This window comes from Methylomonas sp. (assembly GCF_023228165.1).
In the GTDB taxonomy this organism is placed as follows: domain Bacteria; phylum Pseudomonadota; class Gammaproteobacteria; order Methylococcales; family Methylomonadaceae; genus Methylomonas.
The window spans coordinates 252,177-272,767 of record NZ_JALOBS010000001.1; the positions used below are offsets into that span (position 1 = coordinate 252,177).

The 20,591-nt window shown below is 50.6% G+C and carries 17 protein-coding genes; 9 read left to right on the top strand and 8 right to left on the bottom strand.

Annotated elements, in window-relative coordinates; all coding sequences use genetic code 11:
- Window positions 1–2 precede the first annotated feature (2 nt).
- From aroA to M0R33_RS01115, 8 genes are all read right to left on the bottom strand, one after another.
- Window positions 3–1,319 carry a 3-phosphoshikimate 1-carboxyvinyltransferase gene (gene aroA, locus M0R33_RS01080; protein ID WP_292563749.1) on the bottom strand — a complete coding sequence of 439 codons (1,317 nt, stop codon included), beginning with the start codon at window positions 1,317–1,319 and terminating at the stop codon, window positions 3–5.
- A gap of 10 nt (window positions 1,320–1,329) precedes the next feature.
- Entirely contained in the window at window positions 1,330–2,205 is an 876-nt protein-coding gene (locus M0R33_RS01085; protein ID WP_292563752.1) for a prephenate dehydrogenase/arogenate dehydrogenase family protein, read from the bottom strand.
- Window positions 2,198–3,301, bottom strand: coding sequence for a histidinol-phosphate transaminase (gene hisC, locus M0R33_RS01090; RefSeq protein WP_292563755.1), 1,104 nt, complete (start codon window positions 3,299–3,301; stop codon window positions 2,198–2,200). Before hisC ends, M0R33_RS01085 begins: the two co-directional genes overlap by 8 nt.
- An 11-nt stretch (window positions 3,302–3,312) precedes the next feature.
- Window positions 3,313–4,398 (bottom strand): prephenate dehydratase, encoded by a 1,086-nt coding sequence (gene pheA, locus M0R33_RS01095; protein ID WP_292563757.1) that lies wholly within the window; start codon window positions 4,396–4,398, stop codon window positions 3,313–3,315.
- A gap of 7 nt (window positions 4,399–4,405) precedes the next feature.
- Window positions 4,406–5,485 carry a 3-phosphoserine/phosphohydroxythreonine transaminase gene (serC, locus tag M0R33_RS01100; protein WP_292563760.1) on the bottom strand — a complete coding sequence of 360 codons (1,080 nt, stop codon included), beginning with the start codon at window positions 5,483–5,485 and terminating at the stop codon, window positions 4,406–4,408.
- Window positions 5,485–8,091, bottom strand: a complete 2,607-nt coding sequence (gene gyrA / locus M0R33_RS01105; protein WP_292563763.1) for a DNA gyrase subunit A — start codon at window positions 8,089–8,091, stop codon at window positions 5,485–5,487. The genes serC and gyrA overlap by 1 nt, the downstream gene beginning before the upstream one ends.
- Before the next feature lie 125 nt (window positions 8,092–8,216).
- A complete protein-coding gene (locus M0R33_RS01110) occupies window positions 8,217–8,936 on the bottom strand; it encodes a dienelactone hydrolase family protein (protein WP_292563766.1) in 720 nt (239 codons plus the stop codon).
- A gap of 20 nt (window positions 8,937–8,956) precedes the next feature.
- Complete coding sequence (locus tag M0R33_RS01115) at window positions 8,957–9,442, bottom strand: low molecular weight protein-tyrosine-phosphatase (RefSeq protein WP_292563768.1); 486 nt, start codon at window positions 9,440–9,442, stop codon at window positions 8,957–8,959.
- A 386-nt stretch (window positions 9,443–9,828) separates the two neighbouring features.
- On the opposite strand from M0R33_RS01115, the gene M0R33_RS01120 reads away from it, so the two are divergent.
- From M0R33_RS01120 to M0R33_RS01155, 9 genes are all read left to right on the top strand, one after another.
- Window positions 9,829–10,158 carry a PhnD/SsuA/transferrin family substrate-binding protein gene (locus tag M0R33_RS01120; RefSeq protein WP_292563770.1) on the top strand — a complete coding sequence of 110 codons (330 nt, stop codon included), beginning with the start codon at window positions 9,829–9,831 and terminating at the stop codon, window positions 10,156–10,158.
- A gap of 77 nt (window positions 10,159–10,235) precedes the next feature.
- Window positions 10,236–10,442, top strand: coding sequence for a hypothetical protein (locus tag M0R33_RS01125; RefSeq protein ID WP_292563773.1), 207 nt, complete (start codon window positions 10,236–10,238; stop codon window positions 10,440–10,442).
- A gap of 49 nt (window positions 10,443–10,491) precedes the next feature.
- Window positions 10,492–10,662, top strand: a complete 171-nt coding sequence (locus tag M0R33_RS24345) for a PAS domain-containing protein (protein ID WP_366042953.1) — start codon at window positions 10,492–10,494, stop codon at window positions 10,660–10,662.
- A 250-nt stretch (window positions 10,663–10,912) separates the two neighbouring features.
- On the top strand, window positions 10,913–12,010 hold the full coding sequence (locus M0R33_RS01130) for a PAS domain-containing protein (protein WP_292563776.1): 1,098 nt from the start codon (window positions 10,913–10,915) through the stop codon (window positions 12,008–12,010).
- A 475-nt stretch (window positions 12,011–12,485) separates the two neighbouring features.
- Complete coding sequence (locus M0R33_RS01135) at window positions 12,486–14,240, top strand: methyl-accepting chemotaxis protein (protein WP_292563779.1); 1,755 nt, start codon at window positions 12,486–12,488, stop codon at window positions 14,238–14,240.
- 133 nt (window positions 14,241–14,373) lie between these two features.
- Window positions 14,374–14,862: a hypothetical protein gene (locus M0R33_RS01140; protein ID WP_292563782.1), complete on the top strand. Its 489-nt coding sequence runs from the start codon at window positions 14,374–14,376 to the stop codon at window positions 14,860–14,862.
- Window positions 14,862–15,965, top strand: coding sequence for a DUF3616 domain-containing protein (locus M0R33_RS01145; protein ID WP_292563889.1), 1,104 nt, complete (start codon window positions 14,862–14,864; stop codon window positions 15,963–15,965). The genes M0R33_RS01140 and M0R33_RS01145 overlap by 1 nt, the downstream gene beginning before the upstream one ends.
- Window positions 15,966–16,183: 218 nt before the next feature.
- The gene (locus M0R33_RS01150; RefSeq protein ID WP_292563785.1) at window positions 16,184–19,714 is read left to right on the top strand and encodes a bacteriohemerythrin; all 3,531 of its coding nucleotides are present in this window, start codon (window positions 16,184–16,186) and stop codon (window positions 19,712–19,714) included.
- Window positions 19,715–20,097: 383 nt separating this feature from the next.
- On the top strand, window positions 20,098–20,577 hold the full coding sequence (locus tag M0R33_RS01155) for a peroxiredoxin (RefSeq protein WP_292563787.1): 480 nt from the start codon (window positions 20,098–20,100) through the stop codon (window positions 20,575–20,577).
- The last annotated feature ends 14 nt before the right edge of the window (window positions 20,578–20,591 follow it).

Consider the following 20,591-nt stretch of genomic DNA (forward strand, 5'->3'; position numbering starts at 1 on the left):
GATTACAAAGTGCTGAGATTCAAGCCTAATTGAGTAGCCAATTGCCTGAATTCAGGAAACGAGGTATTGACGTTGGCGCAATCATTGATTGTGATCGGCCCAGCGGCGCGCAGACCGGCAATCGAAAACGACATCGCGATGCGGTGATCACCATGAGAATCCACCACGCCGCCAGCAATTTTACCGCCGCCCTGCACCACCATGCCGTCTTCGGTAGGTTGCGCATCCACACCCAGAATTTGCAAACCGTCCGCCATCACTTGAATCCGGTCGGATTCTTTTACGCGCAATTCCTTGGCACCGGTCAAAACAGTTTGCCCTTCGGCACAAGCCGCCGCCACGAACAATACCGGAAATTCGTCGATTGCCAAAGGCACCAATTCTTCCGGAATTTCGATACCCTTTAATTGCGCCGAACGCACCCGAATATCAGCCACCGGTTCGCCACCGACTTCACGCTCGTTCAGCACTTCGATATTGGCGCCCATCAGACGCAGAATATCGATCACGCCGGTACGGGTAGGATTTATACCAACATGCTTCAAGGTCACATCGGAATCCGGAGCAATACTGGCGCCAACCAGGAAAAATGCCGCCGATGAAATATCACTGGGCACATCGATTTCGGTTGCGGTCAACTTACCTTTGCTGTCGATTTTGGCGGTGCTGCCTTCACGTGTTACCGGGTAGCCGAAACCGTTCAGCATCCGCTCGGTATGGTCACGGGTCGGCGCCGGTTCGGTAACACTGGTCTGGCCTTCCGCATACATGCCGGCCAGCAAAAGACAGGATTTGACCTGGGCGCTGGCGATGGGCATATCGTAATGCATGCCTTTCAGCTTGCCGGCCTGGCCTTTAATATGCAACGGCGCGGTGCCCTTGTCCTGGGTTTCGATCACGGCACCCATTTGCGCCAATGGCGTGGTGACGCGTTTCATCGGCCGCGATTCCAGGGATTTATCGCCAGTCAATACACAATCAAACGGCTGCCCGGCCAACAAACCGCTCAACAAGCGCATCGAGGTACCGGAGTTACCCAAATACAACGGTTTTGCCGGCGCCTTCAAACCATGCTTACCCACACCGTGGATAGTGACTTCGCCATTGACCGGACCTTCAATTTCAACACCCATGGCGCGAAAGGCTTCCAATGTAGACATGGCATCTTCGGCATTCAAAAAGCCTCTAACATGGGTTACGCCTTCTGCCAGCGAACCCAACATGATGGAACGATGCGACATGGATTTGTCGCCGGGCACACGAATTTCACCGCGCAAACTGCCGCCGGGTAGAACCTGAAATGTAATGGATTGAGACATAATGTTTTATTTAATCGTCAAAATTATCGAGAAATCGTTGCCGCGCATCCCTAGCATAGGTAAAAGTATCGAACAATTGTTGAGCCTGATCATCGGCCAGCAACTGTTCAATATGAGTCAACTCGGCTTTAAATTGTTGAATCAACGGGATTATTTCACATTTATTTGCAAGACAAATATCCTGCCACATGGTCGGATCGCTGGAGGCGATACGACTAAAATCCTTGAAACCACCAGCGGCATATTTAAAAATTTCCCGCTGTTCGTCTTTGCGCCCCAACAGACCGACCAAGGCAAAGGCCAGGATATGCGGCAAATGACTGGTGGCCGCCAACACGGTATCGTGGTGCTCGACACTCATCACCGATACGCTGGAGCCGATTTGCCGCCAAAAATTGCTCAGCTTATCAACAAACTGCTTATCGGTATCCGCCAGCGGCGTAATAATCAGGCGGCGATTCTTAAATAACTCGGCATGCGAGGCGTCCACACCACTGCGTTCGGCACCGGCAATCGGATGCGCGGGCACGAAGTTGTTCGGGACATGACCGAATGCGGCGGCAACCGCTGCCACCACGCTGCCTTTGGTGCTGCCGGCATCGCTATACAAAGCCTGCGCATGCCAATGCGGCCTGATGAGTTCGAAGATACTCCGCATGCTGCCGACGGGCGTCGCAACGATCACCAAATCGGCATGCTCCAGGGCTTGCCCCATATCGATATAAAACCGGTCGATGACCCCCAGCTCCTTTGCAAGCTGTAGGTTGGGTAAATTCTTTTCGCGGCCAAACGCGACGATTTCCTTGCATAAACCTTGGGCGCGCGCGGCTCTGGCAATCGACCCGCCTATCAAACCGGTGCCGATCACGCATAAGCGTTCAAACACCGCTCAATACCTCACGCAAAGCGGCAATAAACAGCTGATTTTCACGCTCGGTACCGATGCTGACCCGCAAATGCCGAGGCATTTCGTAATTGGCTATCGGGCGCACAATCACGCCTTTGCTAAGTAATGCGTCATAAATAGATAGCGCGTCTTGCTTGAGATCGACCGACACGAAATTGCCCGAAGACGGGATCCAGTCCAAACCCATGCCTTGAAACGCATCAGTCAATTGCGCCATGCCAATCGTGTTGACTAACAAAGTTTCCGCCAAATATTCGGTATCGCTCAGTGCCGCTTCCGCCGCGACCAAAGCCAACATATTGGAGTTGAACGGTTGCCGTACCCTATTCAGCAAATCGGCTACATCGACCGACGAAATACCGTAACCGATGCGCAAACCGGCCAAACCGTAGGCTTTGGAAAAAGTGCGGGTAACGATCAAATTGGCATACCGCCGCGGCCAGTGCAGCGACTCTGCTCGGACAGCGGGATCGACAAATTCATAATAGGCTTCATCCAGCACGCACAACACATGGGCAGGTAAAGCGGTAATAAAGTTTTCCACATCCTGCCGCGCCAACAAGGTTCCGGTGGGGTTATTCGGATTCGCGATAAACACCACTCGGGTCTTATCGTTCACAGCCGCCAACATGGCAGGTAAATCGTGACCGAAATCCTTGGCCGGGACAACCCGCGCACGCGCTCCGACCGCTTGAGTCAATATCGGATACAAGGCAAAGGCATGTTGTGCAAATATCACCTCGTGATCGGGTGACACGAAGGTGCGCATGACCAATTCCAGAATCTCGCTGGAACCATTACCCAAGGTGATTTGCTCCGGTGCTATGCCCCATTTTTGCGACAAAGCGGTTTTTAACGAAAAGCCGCTGCCGTCGGGATAACGGGTCAGCTCAGGCAAGCTTGCCTGTATGGCCGCCGTCACTTTGCTGCCGGTACCGAGCGGGTTTTCGTTGGAAGCCAGCTTAATGACTTCGTTTAAACCCAGCTCACGTTGTAACTCTTCTACCGGCTTACCGGGCACATAAGGCACCAGTTGTTGAACACCGGCCAACGCAAGTTCTAAAAATTTGTTCATGTAGTAATTGGTTAAATGACAGCTTTGGGATAAGAACCCAATATTTTCAACATTTTGACATTGTTTTGCAGCACTTTCAGCGCCTTGCCGACATATTCATCGTCGCGGTGGCCCTCTATATCGATAAAGAACACATAATCCCACAAACCTTGCCGGGAAGGACGCGATTCGATGTGGGCCATGCTGATACCATATTCGGCAAACGGGCCTAGGATTCGATGCAAGGCACCGGACTGATTACCGGTCGATACCAGGATGGAGGTTTTATCCAACCCTGTCGACACCGGTTGCTGGGCACCGATAATGATAAAACGGGTGGTATTGTTGGCTTCATCCTCGATATTTTTCTCGATAATGTTCAGATCGTACAGTTCGGCGGCTACCAAACCGGCAATTGCCGCCTTGCTATGGTCCAAGGATGCCAATCGGGCGGCTTCGGCATTGCTGCTGACCGCGGTTACCGTAACACCCGGTAGATAAGTATTCAGCCATTGCCGGCATTGAGCCAGCGATTGTTGATGCGAAAACACTTCATCGATCCCGATCAGACCATCCATTTTGCCCAACAGGTTTTGATGCACTCTGATTTCCACTTCGCCGCAAATTTTCAACGGGCTGGCTATAAAACGATCCAGGGTATGGGCAATCACACCCTCGGTGGAATTTTCCACCGGCACCACCCCAAACTGACAATGCCCGGTTTCCACCGCCTGAAAAATTTCATGTATGGTCGGTACCGGCACGTCTTTGACCGCATGCCCGAAATGCTTAAAAGTCGCCTGTTGGGTAAAGGTACCTTGCGGCCCCAGATAGGCCACTTCCAATGGCTTTTCCAATGCCAGACAAGCGGACATGACTTCACGAAATAAATGCGCGGCGGCATCATCACTCAACGGCCCCGGATTAAGCTCTTTGATACGCCGTAAGACCTGTGCCTCCCGATCCGGTCGGTAAAAACTACCGGTCTCGCCCTCGGCTTGCTTGGTTCGGGCTACTTCAATCGCACACTTGGCCCGCTGGTTAATTAATTGCAGGATTTGTTGATCGATCGCATCGATTTGGGTGCGTAATTCCGACAAAGGGATGATATTTGTCATGCTCTGCTTAGTGGGTGCGTTCAAACTCGACCATGAAAGCAATCAACGCATCGACACCGGCCTCCGGCATGGCATTGTAGATACTGGCGCGCATGCCGCCTACCGAGCGGTGCCCTGCCAGGGTAGTCAAACCGTTTTTCTCGGCCAAGCTCAAAAATTCTTTATCCAGGGCAGCATCGGACAACACAAACGGAACATTCATGCGCGAGCGGCAATCCTTAGACACCGGGTTGCTATACAAACCGGACTGATCGATGGCTTGATACAACTTATTCGACTTATGAATATTACGTTGTTCGATAGCAGACACACCGCCTTCGCCTTTCAACCATTGTAAAACCAAGCCCAGCAGATACCAGTTATAAGTTGCCGGGGTATTCAACATCGAATCGCTTTTGGCCTGCTGTTCGTAATTAAACACCGACGGTACTGATTTTGGCGCCAGACCGACCAGATCTTCCCGGACGATCACTACGGTCACCCCGGAAGGCCCCATGTTTTTCTGAGTACCGGCATATATAATCCCGTAGCGGCCGATATCGACGGGTCGCGATAGAATATTGGAGGACATATCGCAGACCAATGTCAGCCCACCCACTTCCGGCAGGTGATTAAATTCGACGCCATGTATGGTTTCGTTGGAGGTGTAATGCAGGTAGGCAGCATCTGGGTCTATCCGCCATTGGTCTGCAGCGGGAATGGTGGTGAATTTGCTGTCTTCGGAACTGGCGACCGTTTTAACCTCGCAATATTTTCCGGCTTCCTTGATGGCACTGGTGGACCAAGCACCGGTATTGACATAACAGGCTGCCGTTTTGCCGTTTAAAATGTTCTGCGGAATCATGGCAAATTGTGCCGTGGCTCCGCCCTGCAAAAACAACACCTTATAATTGGCGGGAATCGCTAGCAGCTCGATCAGATCGTTTTTCATGGCTTCGGCAATTGCCATAAAAGGCTTGCCGCGATGGCTCATTTCCATTACCGACATGCCGGTACCCTGCCAATCCAGCATTTCTTGTTGCGCTTTCAACAGTACGGCTTCCGGCATCATCGACGGGCCGGCGCTAAAATTATATATCCTTGCCATTATTCTTCTTCCCCGCCCAGTTCGGCGTTATCGGTTATTGTATCGTTGCCTTCGCCTTCTTCAATTTCATCCTCGTCGTCACCCAAACCTTCTATCCTGTCGACGCCGACCACTTTTTCGCCTTTATCCAGCCGAATCACCGTCACGCCTTGCGTATTGCGGCCGACTACCGAAATTTCATTCACTCGCGTTCTAACCAGGGTGCCGGCATTGGTGATCAGCATGATTTCATCGGTGTCATTCACCAATACCGCTCCGACTACCGCTCCGTTACGTTCGGAGGTTTGAATGGCAATCAAACCCTGACCGCCACGTTTATGCTGGGTAAACTCTTCGGTACGAGTACGTTTGCCATAACCGTTTTCGGTAATATTCAGCACTGTACCTTCGGTGGAAATAATCAACGAGATAATTTTTTGGCCCTCCTGCAAACGCATGCCGCGCACACCGGCCGCGGTTCGTCCCATCGGACGCACATCGGTTTCATTGAAACAGACCGCTTTGCCGTCGCTGTTAAACAACATGACGTTTTGTTGGCCGTCGGTCAGCGCTACGCCCACCAACATATCGTTATCCCGCAAATCGATGGCGATTTTACCCTTGGCCAGCTGGTACGCAAATTCGGTCAGAGGGGTTTTTTTCACGGTGCCGGAAGCGGTGGCCATGAATACAAATTTGTCTTCACTATATTCGCGCACCGACAGCATGGCATTGATTTTCTCGCCCTCTTCCAGCGGCAATAAATTCACAAACGGTTTACCGCGCGAGGCCCGGCTAGCTACCGGCAATTCATAGACTTTCAACCAATACACTTTGCCGCGCGACGAGAAACACAAAATGGTGTCGTGGGTATTGGCGATGATCAGCTTGTCGATAAAGTCGTGTTCTTTAGTGGCCGTTGCCGACTTGCCTCTACCACCACGGCGCTGGGCTTTATAATCGGTCAGCGGCTGGGTTTTGACATAGCCTTCATGCGACATGGTCACCACCATGTCTTCTTCGGTAATCAAATCTTCAGCAGACAGATTAGAAAAATCCTGCATGATTTCAGTGCGCCGGGCATCCGAGTACTGTTCCTTGATAGCCTCGAGCTCTTCCTTGATCACTTCCATCAAGCGCACATCACTGCCGAGAATATGCAAATATTCATCAATCAACTCCAGTAACTGCTTGTATTCGTTGACGATCTTCTCTTGCTCCAGCCCTGTCAAACGATGTAAACGCAAATCCAGAATCGCTTGCGCCTGCTCTTCCGACAACCGATAAAAACCGTCCGCCAAACCATATTCAGGACCTAAGTTTTCCGGACGCGAGCGATCGGCATCGGCTCTATCCAGCAATGCAGCAACCAGACCGGCACTCCAGGTTTTACCCAACAAACCTTGCTTGGCTTCCTGGGGATTCGGCGAAGTCTTGATCAGCTCGATCATGTCATCGATGTTGGCAAGAGCAACCGCCAAACCTTCTAAAATATGCGCCCTTTCCCGTGCTTTACGCAGATTGTAGATGGTACGGCGGGTAACGATCTCGCGGCGGTGATCGATAAACGCCGACAGGATGTCTTTCAATGACATACAGTGTGGCCGACCATCCAGCAATGCCACCATATTGATACCGAACACGGTCTGCATCTGGGTTTGCTTGTACAGATTATTCAGCACCACATCGGCCACTTCGCCACGACGCAGTTCAATCACCATGCGCATGCCGTCTTTATCGGATTCGTCTCGCAGACCCGAGATACCCTCCAGCTTGCCTTCTTTAACCAACTCCGCGATTTTTTCCAGCAAGCGAGCCTTGTTGACCTGGTACGGCAATTCGGTAGTAACAATGGCTTGCCGGCCGCTATCGCCGATATCTTCAAAGTGGGAGCGAGCCCGGATATAAATCCGACCACGCCCGGTGGTATACGCTTCGTAAATACCGGAAGCACCGTTAATAATACCGGCGGTGGGAAAGTCCGGACCCGGCACGATTTGCATCAATTCGGGGATTGTCAGATCGGCGTTTTCGATCAAAGCCAAACAAGCGGAGACAATCTCGTTGAGATTGTGCGGCGGTATATTGGTGGCCATTCCCACGGCGATACCGGACGAGCCGTTGATCAACAAAGTCGGGATACGGGTCGGCATTACCGTTGGCTCGGATTCCGATTCGTCATAGTTGGACACGAAATCCACGGTTTCCTTATCCAGATCGGCCAGCAGTTCGTGAGCGATTTTTGACATTCGCACTTCGGTATATCGCATAGCCGCGGGCGAGTCGCCGTCAACCGAACCAAAGTTACCTTGACCGTCTACCAGCATATAGCGCAACGAAAAAGGCTGCGCCATCCTAACGATAGTGTCGTACACGGCCGTATCGCCATGCGGATGATATTTACCGATGACGTCGCCGACCACGCGCGCGGATTTTTTATACGGTTTATTCCAGTCGTTACCGAGCTCTCTCATCGCGAATAGCACGCGACGATGCACGGGCTTCAGCCCGTCTCTAACATTAGGAAGTGCCCTACCCACAATCACGCTCATCGCGTAATCGAGGTAGGATTGTTTCATCTCGTCTTCGAGATTAACCGGGATAATTTCTTTAGCGAAGTCTGACATGGGTCCGTGGTTCCAATTCAGCCAAGCGTTTGCGGCTCGACGGGTTTGCCTGAAGTATTAAATCCTTTTCACACTAGCAAAGGCTCATAAAAGCCGCCGATTATAGCAAATGCCCGTCAATCTAGTCAGGCAAAAATCTCGGCCAAAAAATTTTGCATGGCTTGCCAGGATCGCTTATCAGCCAAGGCTTGATAGACCGTACCAAAGCCAGGGTCATTTGCGACAGGATTGGTAAAAGCATGCAGGGTGCCGCCATAGACATGCACCTGCCAATCAGCGCCAGCCTGCGTTAATTCTGACTGTAAAGCCAACACCTGTTCAGGGGGGGCCATGGGATCGTCATGTCCATGCAGGACCAAAACCTTGGCTTTGATTTCAGGTTTGGGAATGTTATCGGCGGGAATCAACAAACCGTGAAACGACACCACACCGCGAATATCAACCCCGCTGCGGGCCAAGTCCAGCGCGCACAAACCGCCAAAGCAAAAGCCCATGGCGGCTATGCGCGTATCATCCGCCCAAGGCATCAACTTAACAGCCGCCAATGCTCGCTGCAGCCGCTGTTGCAGCTTCGCCCTATTCGCCATAAAAGGCTGCATCAGACTGGCATTTTCCTGCGGGGAACTACCAATTACGCCTTTTCCGTACATGTCGGTCGCAAAGGCCAGATAACCCAGTTCCGCCAACTTTTTAGCCTTTTCAGCCACAAACTCATCGCGTCCGGCCCAAGCGTGATGAATCAGCACCACCGGCCGAACACCTACCAGGGTATCGTCGTAGGCAAAAAAGCCCTCCAGTAATACATCATCATCTAAATAATCAACCGTATTGGATACGATAGCCATGCGCCCTCTCCGTTTAATATTTAAGTTAACGCACCTTCACGCTGCAAAGCCTCTATAAAACCTTCGGAAGCGGCTTCGACCATATCCAAAACCCGTTCAAACCCATAGGTCCCGCCATAATAGGGATCCGGCACTTCGCGACTTTTTACCTGCGGTGCGTAATCAAGAAATAAGCGAATTTTATGCTTGTGCTCATCAGGACAAAGTTCCGACAAGATAGTAACATTTTCTTCGTCCATGGCCAGGACATGGTCGAACAACTCAAAATCGGTCGGATTGACTTTTCTGGCCCGCAGATGTTTGAGCTCAACCCCCCTTTCCCTGGCAGCTTTCTGCGCTCTTAGGTCGGGCGAATCGCCAACATGGTAGGCATGCGTTCCGGCAGAGTCGACTTCAAAGGCGTCAACCAACTCTCGATTGGCAATAAATGCATTAAAAACACCTTCCGCCGTGGGGGAACGGCAAATATTGCCCATACAGACAAAGAGAACTTTAATTTTTTTCATATCAATCAACAATCTAAGTAGAAATTTTTCCAGAAAAACGCACCGCAAAACAGCCTATTGCGACCCTACAAAAACAAGACGTTACACCGTTATTTTCGGGCGGAAATCGGTTCTCTACCTCTATTATATGAGAAGACCACTTCTTTCAAAACAAACATTGTCGCTATCTCAATCGCAATCCAACCGTTCTATGTTTTAGCACCTGAAGCTTGGGTTTTCCTGTAACTGGGTAAATAGTTACGTCTTAACAATGTATATTAGAAGCGGTCATTTAAATTAATAATACTAGGTTATGCCCCTGTTTCGAGTCGGATTATTTGTATTTTTAGTACTTGCCTGAAGTCTGAACCCCGTATCGGTTCAGGCGAAAAATACACTTGTGCGTATTGGCAGAACGTGGGGAACAGAACACCCTCAATCAATGGCAACCGACCGCCGACTATCTGAGACAGCGTATTCCCGGATACTATTTTACCGTGGTGCCGCTGGGTTTCGAGCGCATAGGCCAGACAGTGGCGGCCGATGAAGTGACCACCCCTGAAATGTATGTCGACTTTGAAATGCGTTACGGCGCAGGACGACTCGCCACCTTGCGTAATCGCATTAATGGCAGCAGTTCTACCGATTATGGCGAGGTAGTCTTCACCCGTGCAGATCGAGATGATATTCAGGATCTAACAGACTTGGTAAGCAAAAAGTTTCGCGGTGGTCGATGAAAGCTCTTTGGGCGGCTATTTAATAGCTAGTCGGGAAAAGCAACATAGGGGGTATAAATGCCGACACCCTCGAACGCATGAATGCCGAAGGCTGCATTGATCTGACCGAATTGAAACTGCTGAACCCGCAACATTATGTGAATTTTGATTTTCTAGTCAGCACACAACTCTATCCGGAGTGGCCATTTGCCAAACTGCCCAACACACCCGACTCCCTCTGCCAGGCAGTGGTATCGGCATTGAGTTGGTGCCAGCCGACAGTCCGGCGGCCCGGGCGACCTTAATCGCAGGCTGAAGCGTGTTAGCCAACATTGGAACGAGGCTTTTGCTGCGATCAGTGACCCGATTTTCATCCATGACGGCCAGATGCATATCCCGCAAGCAAACCCAGCCTATTGCAAGCAAGCCGGCTGTAGTCTGGAGCAGATGCAAGGTCGTCCTTATTACGCCCCCCCCCCGGCCGGAAGGCCCGTTTGCGTATTCCGGTCCAACGTTGCCACCTAATCCAGGCGAAAGCTGCCATCCATATCCTCGAGGATGTGACGGATGTGCGCCGGCCTAAACTCGATAGTGTCGCAAAACGCCTGGTTAAGCCTTATTTCACTACTCAATTTTTACAATTGTTTGATGACGCGGACCGGAACAATAGTGCCGGCGCTGAAATGTTGCTGGCGGATACAAATAGCATCAGCGATGTGAATCAGGCAATCAGGATTACGTCATCGATCACCGTATCATCCTGCCCGAAGGCGGCGTGCGCATTGTTCACGAAGTTGGAGAGGTCCGCCTCAGCGAAAAAGGTCAAGCATTGCGTATGATAGGCACCGTGCAAGATGCAACCGAATTGCGTCAGGCGAAACTGGAGATGAGAAGACTCAACCGCGCGCTACGCACATTGAGTCTGTGCAATACCACCCTGGTACATGCGGTGCAGGAACAGACGCTAGTGAACGATATCTGCCGGATTCTGACTGAAAGTGGCGGCTATCGTTTTGTTTGGGTCGGCCATGCGCAAAACGATGAACATAACACCATACAACCCGTAGCCCACGCCGGCCATGAGCATGGATTTCTGGATATTTTGACACTGACCTGGTCCGAGGATCAAAGCGGGCAAAATCCAGCCGGTTATGCCATTCGCAGTAAGGAGGCTTTCATTACAAGAGATATCGTCCACGATGCACAAGGCTTTGCCGACTGGCGCATGGCTGCTTTGGAACGCGGTTATGTGTCGGTTTCGCCCCTGGATGGCAGCCTGTTACAGTTCAACCAAGCCTTGTGTGAGTTACTGGGATACGATCGCCAGACTCTGGCTAAAAAGAATGTTTTCGATCTTTATGCTGACACTGAAGCCGGCCTGAGTATGGCCAGACAAATTTTTGAGCGTTTCCTGCAAGGCGAAAGTGTCCGCGATTTCGAACTGCAGATGCGTCACTGCGACAGCCACCCCATATGGGTGACTGTCTGCATCGATCCGGTGTTTGATGAATCCGGAAAAGTGATTGAAAGCCGGTCCAGTGTAATCGATATTTCCACACGCAAGCAGGCAGAGGAAGAAGAGCACCGGGTCGCAGAGCTGGCGATACAAATCGGCAGTCGAATGGGCCTGGATCCGTTTCGCCTGGAAGGTTTACGTCTGGGTGCGACCATACACTATATCGGCAAGATAGCCGTGCCTTCCGAAATCCTCAATCGTCCCGACAGGCTCGATCCAATTCTGTTCAACGTCATCAAGGCCTATCCGACGGTGGGTTACGACATTATCTGCGGTATCGAATTTCCCTGGCCATTAGCGAAAATGGTGGCTCAGCATCACGAACGCCTAGACGGCAGGTTATCCTTACGGACTTAAAGGCGGGGAAATTATGCTTGAATCCCGCATATTGGCAGTAGCTGACGTCGTTGAAGCAATGGCTTAGCACCGCCCTTATCGTGCCGCGCTAGGTCATCAAGTAGCCCTAGATGAAATTGAGCGCGGCAAAGGCACAATTTATGATGCCGAGGTTGTGGCATGCTGTCAGGCACGGCGCCTTGAAAAAGGCTTCCCCTGGACCTGATACTTCAACACTATCAAACCCGCCAAGCACTCAAAGCATTCAATACAAGGCGGACAACCGACCTCTGTCGGATTTACCTATCCGCATCCACTAGCGTTTTCATAGCGGATATGCCTTACACATAAGCAAAACTTTGATTTTCCGCATGCTTAATTAAGTTTTTTAGTTAGTTGCCGATAGATTGTAAGCTATACTTTCGGCGCCTGTCTTCAGCCAAATATGGCACTAGAATTCAGAATAATAATTTTAAAGCGTTAGCAGGAGTTTCGGATGTTGATGATGAACTGGCATTCAGTTGGGGTAAAAGTGGTTGCCATAACCATGGGTGTACTTACGGTTGTTGGAATCGGCGCATTGGTTGCGTTCTCTAACGCTCAAAAGCAAAACCTAATCGATCGTAAAATCGAATCCTCCCGTCAATTGTTGCTGGTATCAGAATCGATCCGCGATAACGTGGTCAAAAAATGGGAAGAGGGACTGTATACGCCAGAATATCTGCTTGAAGTGACCCAAAACAAAACAGCTTCCGCCGCACGTGAATTGATCATCGCCACCGTGCCTACCGCAAATGCCTGGGACGTTATCGAAGCCAAAGCCAAGGAAGCCGGCTTCCGTTTTAAAGCCCCAGCACTTAACCCCCGCAATCCACCCAGAAATAATCCTGACGAAATCGAACGTAAAGTATTGGATCTCTTTCAAAGCGACCCTTCACTAACCGAATACAGCATGGTAGACGAAGAAAAGCAGGAGATTCGCTACTTCAGGCCCGTTAAAATGGTAAAGCAATGCGAATTATGCCACGGCGATCCCGCTACTTCAGCGGCCTTATGGAATAACGACCAAGGCAAGGATTTGTTGGGTTACCCCATGGAAAACCGTCGGGCCGGCGATTTACACGGCGCGTTTGAAATTATCACGCCCTTCAGCGTGGCCTTGGCAGGCTACAAAACCGAAATGTACTATGCAGTCGGTTTTTTGATACTTGGCTTGTTTTTAATCGGTAGTACCGGCTATTTTGTGATGGGTAAAATCATTATTGGCCCTTTAACCGATCTGGCTTTGAATTTACAAAAAATTTGTAGTGGCGACGGCGACTTGCGGGCCAGACTGAATGCATCGGGTAAATCCGAATTTGCCTGGGTTGCCTCGAGCTTTAACTCCTTCGTCAAGAAGATTGCCAAAACCGTGGACGAGATTAGCGTCACCAGTGAAAAACTTGCCAACGCCTCGCATAAACTGGCCAATATTACCCAAACAACCCAAAAAGGCGTCGAACGTCAATTACAGGAAACCACTCTGGTAGCCAACGCCATGAAACAAATGACCTCGACTGTTCAAGAAGTGGCCAGAAATGCGGTCAAGGCTTCCGAAGCCGCGGAAACAGCGGACCAAGAGGCAACCAGCGGTAAAAATATTGTTAACGACGCCGTTAACGGCATTAATAATCTGGCTTCTGAAGTGGAAAACGCAGCCAGCGTGATTCATGAACTGGAAAACGACAGTAACAGTATCGGCGAAGTATTGGGGGTTATCCAAGGCATTGCCGAGCAAACCAACTTATTGGCCTTAAACGCCGCTATTGAAGCCGCCAGAGCAGGTGAACAGGGTCGCGGTTTTGCCGTGGTGGCTGACGAGGTCAGGACCCTGGCCAGTCGCACTCAAAACTCTACTCTGGAAATACAGCAAACCATAGAACGCTTGCAAGACCGCGCCAAAAAGGCGGTGTCGGTTATGGATAACGGCCGCAAGCGGGCTGCATCCAGTGTCGAACAAGCTGCTTCCGCTGGCGGTTCAATTACATCGATCAGCCAACGTATCGATACGATTAACGATATGAATAACCAAATCGCCAGTGCCGCCGAAGAACAAACCGCAGTGGCTGAGGAAATCAACCGCAATATTAGCAATATCAGCCATGTTTCCGAAGAAACATCGGTGGGCGCTAAAAATACCGCGGACGCCTGCAATGAATTGCTGGAACTGGCGGACCAATTGCGCACCACGGTTGGTAGCTTCAGAACTTAACCTCATCAAACGCTTCGGAGCGGTCAATCAACCGCTCCGAATTCAAACCCGCTTTTCCAGCGGCTTCCTTTGCGCGCATCCCATGCTCGGATATATGATGCCCGCCCCTGTCACATTTCCGAAAAGGTGCCACATGACATTCCAAACCGCACTTAAAGCTCTGTTGATTAGCGTGCTGTTGACCAGCAACAGCCAAGCCCAGGAGCATTTTATAAAAACCTTTAACTCTGGCAGCTATCAACAATTACTGCGCGAAAACGCCGCCCAACCCTTTGTGCTGGCCATCTGGTCGGTGGATTGCCCGTCATGCATTAAAGATATGAGTGTTTTATCGCAAGTCAGACAAAACCACCCCGACCTAAAAATCATCACGCTCTCGACCGACGAACCCAGCGCCACGCCGGAGGTTAAAAATATCCTGGCCCGTCATGCATTAAACGATCTGGAAAACTGGGTTTTTGGCAGCGATGACGCGCAAAAACTGCGTTATGAAATCGACCCCGGCTGGTATGGCGAATTGCCCAGGACTTATTTTTTCAGTTCCGAGCATAGCCGGACCGGTAAAAGCGGTGCGTTGAAAATCGAAGAGTTTGAAGCCCAACTTAATACAATCAAACCTTGATGGCCACTCTTCAGGCTTGCCGACAAATTCAACTACAGTTTGAGCCCAAGCTGAACGAATTGGGCAAGGGTAAACGCCTGGCTGACGGGCTATCCGCCGTGGTTCAGATTGAAAATACCTTGTGGCTGGCCCACGACGAAACGGACACACTCGAAAGGCTGACGTTGAGCGAAACAGGCCGAACAGGCCAATTTTCCGCGACCGATCACAACCAGTTTTCATTGCATGATTTTCTAACACTGCCCGTATCAACCAAAAACACTCGCACCCGGCAACAAGAAATCGATATAGAGGGACTGGCTTATGCAGACGGATATTTATGGCTGACAGGCTCGCACAGCCTGAAAAGAAACAAGCCCAAACCCGACCAGAATGTTAACCGCAATCAAAACCGGTTAGCCAACATCATCAGGGAAGGCAACCGTTTTCTGATCGCCCGCATCCAGATCGAAACACATAAAGGTTCTTATCGACTCGGTAAAACCCATAAAAAGCGCTCGGCGGCCAGTTTGCAAGGCGATAAAAACGACAATGAACTTACCAAGGCACTTGCACACGACCCGCATCTGGCGGCTTTTTTAAGCATTCCCGGCAAAGACAACGGCTTCGATATTGAAGGATTGGCGGTTATTAACGACCGCCTATTTCTAGGCTTGCGCGGCCCGGTATTGCGCGGTTGGGCAGTTATTCTAGAAATTGAATTGGATGGGCAAGGCCGACATTTACAAACGATCGGACCCAACCGACAGCTATACCGCAAGCACTTCCTGCAATTGGGCGGACTTGGCATACGCGATTTATGCTTTCGGAATGCGGATTTATTGATTCTGGCCGGACCCAGTATGGCCTTGGATGGGCCGGTCAGCGTGTTCTGCTGGCAAAATGCCGGCAAGGTAAAAGATGAAAGCTTTATCAACGCAACTCAATTACAAAAAGTAATCGACATTCCGTTTGGCCACGGCGACGATCATCCGGAAGGTATGGCGCTGTTTTATCCGCCCAACGCTAAATCTGCGACTTTACTGATAGTCAATGATGCTGCGGCTAAACAGCGTCGACCCAAGAAAAACCGCATGCTGGCCGATATTTTCCCTTTGCCTTAAATTTTTATAGTTTCCCATGCAACACAACAACTTACGCCTAAACTCGGAGTCAAGTCCTCAGCGAGTCTTGTTTAACCCGATACAATACCGCTCTAAGTAAATTAAGCATTGTAAATCACATGGTTGTTATTGAATGTCCAGATAAGAGCAACTTGCAAATATACCTATCCGGCACGACTGGTAATTTTTTCCGTTAATTTATTCATTGAGCGAATGTAATGAATTCCATCGACATTTTTCCTTGGGACGATAACTTCAATACCGGAATCCGGAAAATCGACGAGCAGCATCGCAGCCTGGCCAACCTGCTGAACCGCCTGGCCAGCCAGATTGCCTTCACACCCGACAACAACTTAATCTCACAGATTCTCAACGAACTCACTGACTACGCGGTGTACCACTTCCAGTCCGAGGAAGAAATCTGGGCAACGTATTTAGCACATGATGATTTGGAGATCGAACACAAGGCCCGCCACCAACGGTTTATCGATACCGTGCAGCAACTCAAAGCCGAACAATGCCATCGCCCCATCGCCGAAATCACAAACGAGGTATTGGGTTTTCTAGCACGTTGGCTGGTCGCCCATATTTTTGAGACCGATCGCGAAATGGCTTACATCGTGCTCGCCCTGCAATTTGGGCTGAACCTCGAGCAAGCCAAACAACGCGCCGCCAATCAAATGGCCGGCACCACCCGCGCACTTATCGACGTCATTCTGTCGATCTACAAAAGCTTATCCACAAATACGCTACGTTTGATGCGCGAAATCGACGAAAACAAACGGATTCAAGCGCGAGAAAAATCGCGTAGCCTTATTCTGGAATTGATGGCGACGGGGACCGCGCTGCCAGAGATACTGGCAGCCATCGTGCGATCTGTGGAACAAGAAAAGCCCGACATGCTATGCAGCATCCTCCTGTTGGATAATGAAGGCAAGCACTTGTTACATGGTGCCGCGCCCAGCCTGCCCGAATTTTATAATTCGGCGATTAGCGGCACGGCTATCGGCCCTGGCATTGGCTCGTGTGCTACCGCCGCATTTTCGGGCCAGCGTGTGATTGTTGAGGACATTCAGAGTCATCCCTATTGGGCAAATTATAAGGCATTGGCAGGCCAAGCAGGATTGGCCGCATGTTGGTCAGAACCCATACTCTCAGCAAATGGTAACGTTTTAGGCACCTTCGCCATATATCACCACCAGACACATTTGCCTGAAAGCGGCGATATTGTGCTGATTGAACAAATAGCCCATTTAACCAGTATCGCCATTGAGAATTATCAAACCAGTCAGGCCTTAAAAACCAGCCAATCCAGACTGTCGACCATTTTGGATAACGTCAATGCCTGTATTTACCTGAAAGATACCGAAGGCCGCTACCAGTTTGTAAATCAGCGCGTGCTCGATTTATGGGGCACAACCCTAGACAAGGTGCTGGGCCAAGGAGACGAGCAGTTTTTTGATCCGCAAACCACGGCCACCATCCGCGAGAATGATCATCTTGTTCTGGTAGAAGGCAAAACCTTACAGAGAGAGGAGATCAATGTAGTGGCCGCCACGGGTTGCACTACCACCTATTGGACAACCAAACTGCCGCTTTTCAGGCCCGACGGCGAGATATATGCGCTTTGCGGTATCTCAACGGATATCAGCGAACGCAAACAGGCAGAGCAAGCCCTGCTCACCTCGGAACTATTTTCCAAAGCAATCATTGATGCGGTGTCCGCGCACATTTGCGTGTTGGATAAGGCCGGAAAAATACTGGCCGTCAATCAGGCCTGGATAGACTTCTACATGGAAAATCAACCGGAAAACCGGGATTACGGCGTTGGCACAAACTATCTAACATTGTGTGACTCGGTCACTGACGCCGATTGTGCGACGGTCGCTAAATTAATGTCCGCCAATATTCGCAAGGTCGTTCGCGGCGATATCAAGGAATTTGTACTGGAATACCCTTGCCATAGCTCAAATGAACAACGTTGGTTTATTGCCAGGGTGACCCGATTTCAAGGGGATAGCGGCAATGTGGTGATTGCGCATGAAAACATCACCCAACGCAAGCAAGCAGAAGAAAAGTTGCAACTCGCCGCCAATGTGTTTACACATGCCCGCGAAGGCATCCTGATTACCGATGCCGCGGGCAGCATTATCGACGTTAACGATACTTTCACCCACATCACAGGCTACAGCCGTGAGGAGATACTGGGCAAAAACCCAAACATACTCAGCTCAGGCCGGCAAGGTCAGGAATTTTATGCCGCCATGTGGCGCGACCTGGCCTCTATTGGCTATTGGTCCGGTGAAATCTGGAACCGGCGCAAGAACGGTGAAATGTATGCTGAAATGCTTACCATCAGTACAGTCCGGGATGCCTCGGGCCATGCACAAAATTATGTCGGCTTATTCATCGACATCACCTCGATGAAAGAATACCAGCAGCAACTCGAGCACATCGCCCATTTCGACGTGCTCACCAACCTGCCTAACCGGGTATTGTTGGCTGATCGGTTGCAACAAGCCATGTTGCAAACCCAACGGCACAAGCATTCTCTGGCCGTGGTTTACCTTGATTTGGACGGCTTTAAAGCCGTCAATGACAGCTATGATCACGAAACGGGCGATGAACTGCTGGTCGCCATATCGAAACGCATGAAAGAGGCCCTACGCGAAGGCGATACACTGGCGCGCATCGGTGGTGATGAATTTGTTGCCGTCCTTAGCGACCTAGAGCGAATGACCGACTGCGAACCCATACTGGAGCGCTTTCTTCAGGCGACCGCTAATCCAGTCATGATTGGCCAAAATGCACTGCAGGTTTCCGCCAGTATCGGCGTCACCTTCTATCCGCAAGACAACGTCGATGCCGACCAATTGATGCGCCACGCCGATCAGGCCATGTATACCGCCAAACAGGCGGGTAAAAACCGTTATCACTTGTTTGATGTTCAGCAAGACGCAGCCATCAAAACCCAACGAGAAAATCTCGAAGGCATACGCCAGGCTCTTATAAAAAACGAATTCGTACTGTATTATCAGCCAAAAGTGAATATGCAGACCGGCGATATCATTGGTGCCGAGGCATTGATCCGCTGGCAACACCCGCAGCGCGGAATTCTGGCACCTGGCGACTTCCTGCCCATTATCGAGAATCACCCGCTCAGTGTGGACTTGGGCGAATGGGTAATCGATACCGCATTGACCCAAATGAGTATATGGAATGCCAGTGGATTGAATATTCCTGTTAGCGTGAATGTCGGTGCGCGCCAATTGCAACAACGCCATTTCGCGATCCAACTATCGACCCTGTTACTCAAACACCCCAACGTTAAGCCTAACTTTCTGGAACTGGAAATACTGGAAACCAGCGCCCTGGCAGACATAGCCGAAGTGTCCGCCATCATGTATGCCTGCCGCGAAATTGGGGTACGCTTTGCCCTGGACGACTTCGGTACCGGCTATTCTTCGCTAACCTATCTCAGACGTCTGCCGGCAGATATGTTGAAGATCGATCAGAGTTTCGTACGGGACATGTTGGTCGATCCGGACGATCTGGCCATTGTCAATGGCGTCATCGGCTTGGCCGCGGCTTTCAATCGCCAGGTAATTGCCGAAGGCGTGGAAACCCTGGCGCACGGTAAACGATTGTTATCAATGGGTTGCGCGCTGGCGCAAGGGTATGGCATTGCCCGCCCGATGCCTGCCGCCGAAATCCCCAGCTGGCGCCCGGATAAGGCCTGGATGGCCTAACGGCTTTTCATGCATGGGCCGGTTAAACCAAAAATACCGCAACCCCAGGCCGACATTTGACGTTCGCGCCTGGCTATACAGCTTGCCGCCTCCGTCCAGGCTTTATACAATCGCACCAAAGCCGCCACAACGTCCTGCAGAGCCTGTACCCGATTTGCGCCAGCGGCGCACTACGCGGCGGCGTCACAAGGCTTGATAATCGGTAGTCCCCTATGGCAGTGCCACTTAAAATACCGCGGCTTTTACATTCATACTCCATCCTTTGCTGGCATTGATCGGCAAGCCGGATTATCCTGATGTCTGGCGGCACCGCCAAGCAGCGTCGAGTTTAGATTTAAGTAGCATCGCCGGCTGTTTTATATCCCATTCAAGAGGAGATATTTATGTCACAAATATTAGAAAAAAACCAGGAAGCACCATTTTTCCGCGCCAGCAATCAAGATAACCAAAGAATCTATTTATCCGATTACAAGGACGAAAAAATCGTAGTGTTATATTTTTACCCCAAAGACGACACTCCCGGCTGCACCATAGAAGCCAACGATTTCACCGCCATGGCCGATGAATTTGCCGCGCAGGATGCGGTGGTTATTGGCGTGAGCAAGGATGATTGCGAGAGTCACCGGGCTTTTATCAGTAAATACGCACTAAACGTACAGCTTTTGGCGGATACTTCGGGCGAACTTTGCGATAGTTACGGAGTCTGGCAGGAAGTAGAAAAAGACGGCGTCAAAAAATGGAAAATTGTTCGCTCCACGTTCATCATCGGCAAGGACGGCAAGTTGATCGAAGCCATGTATGGCGTCAATCATGAAGGCCATGCCCAAGCTGTACTGGATATCCTTAAAGGTTTAAACGCTTAAAAATATATACGGGA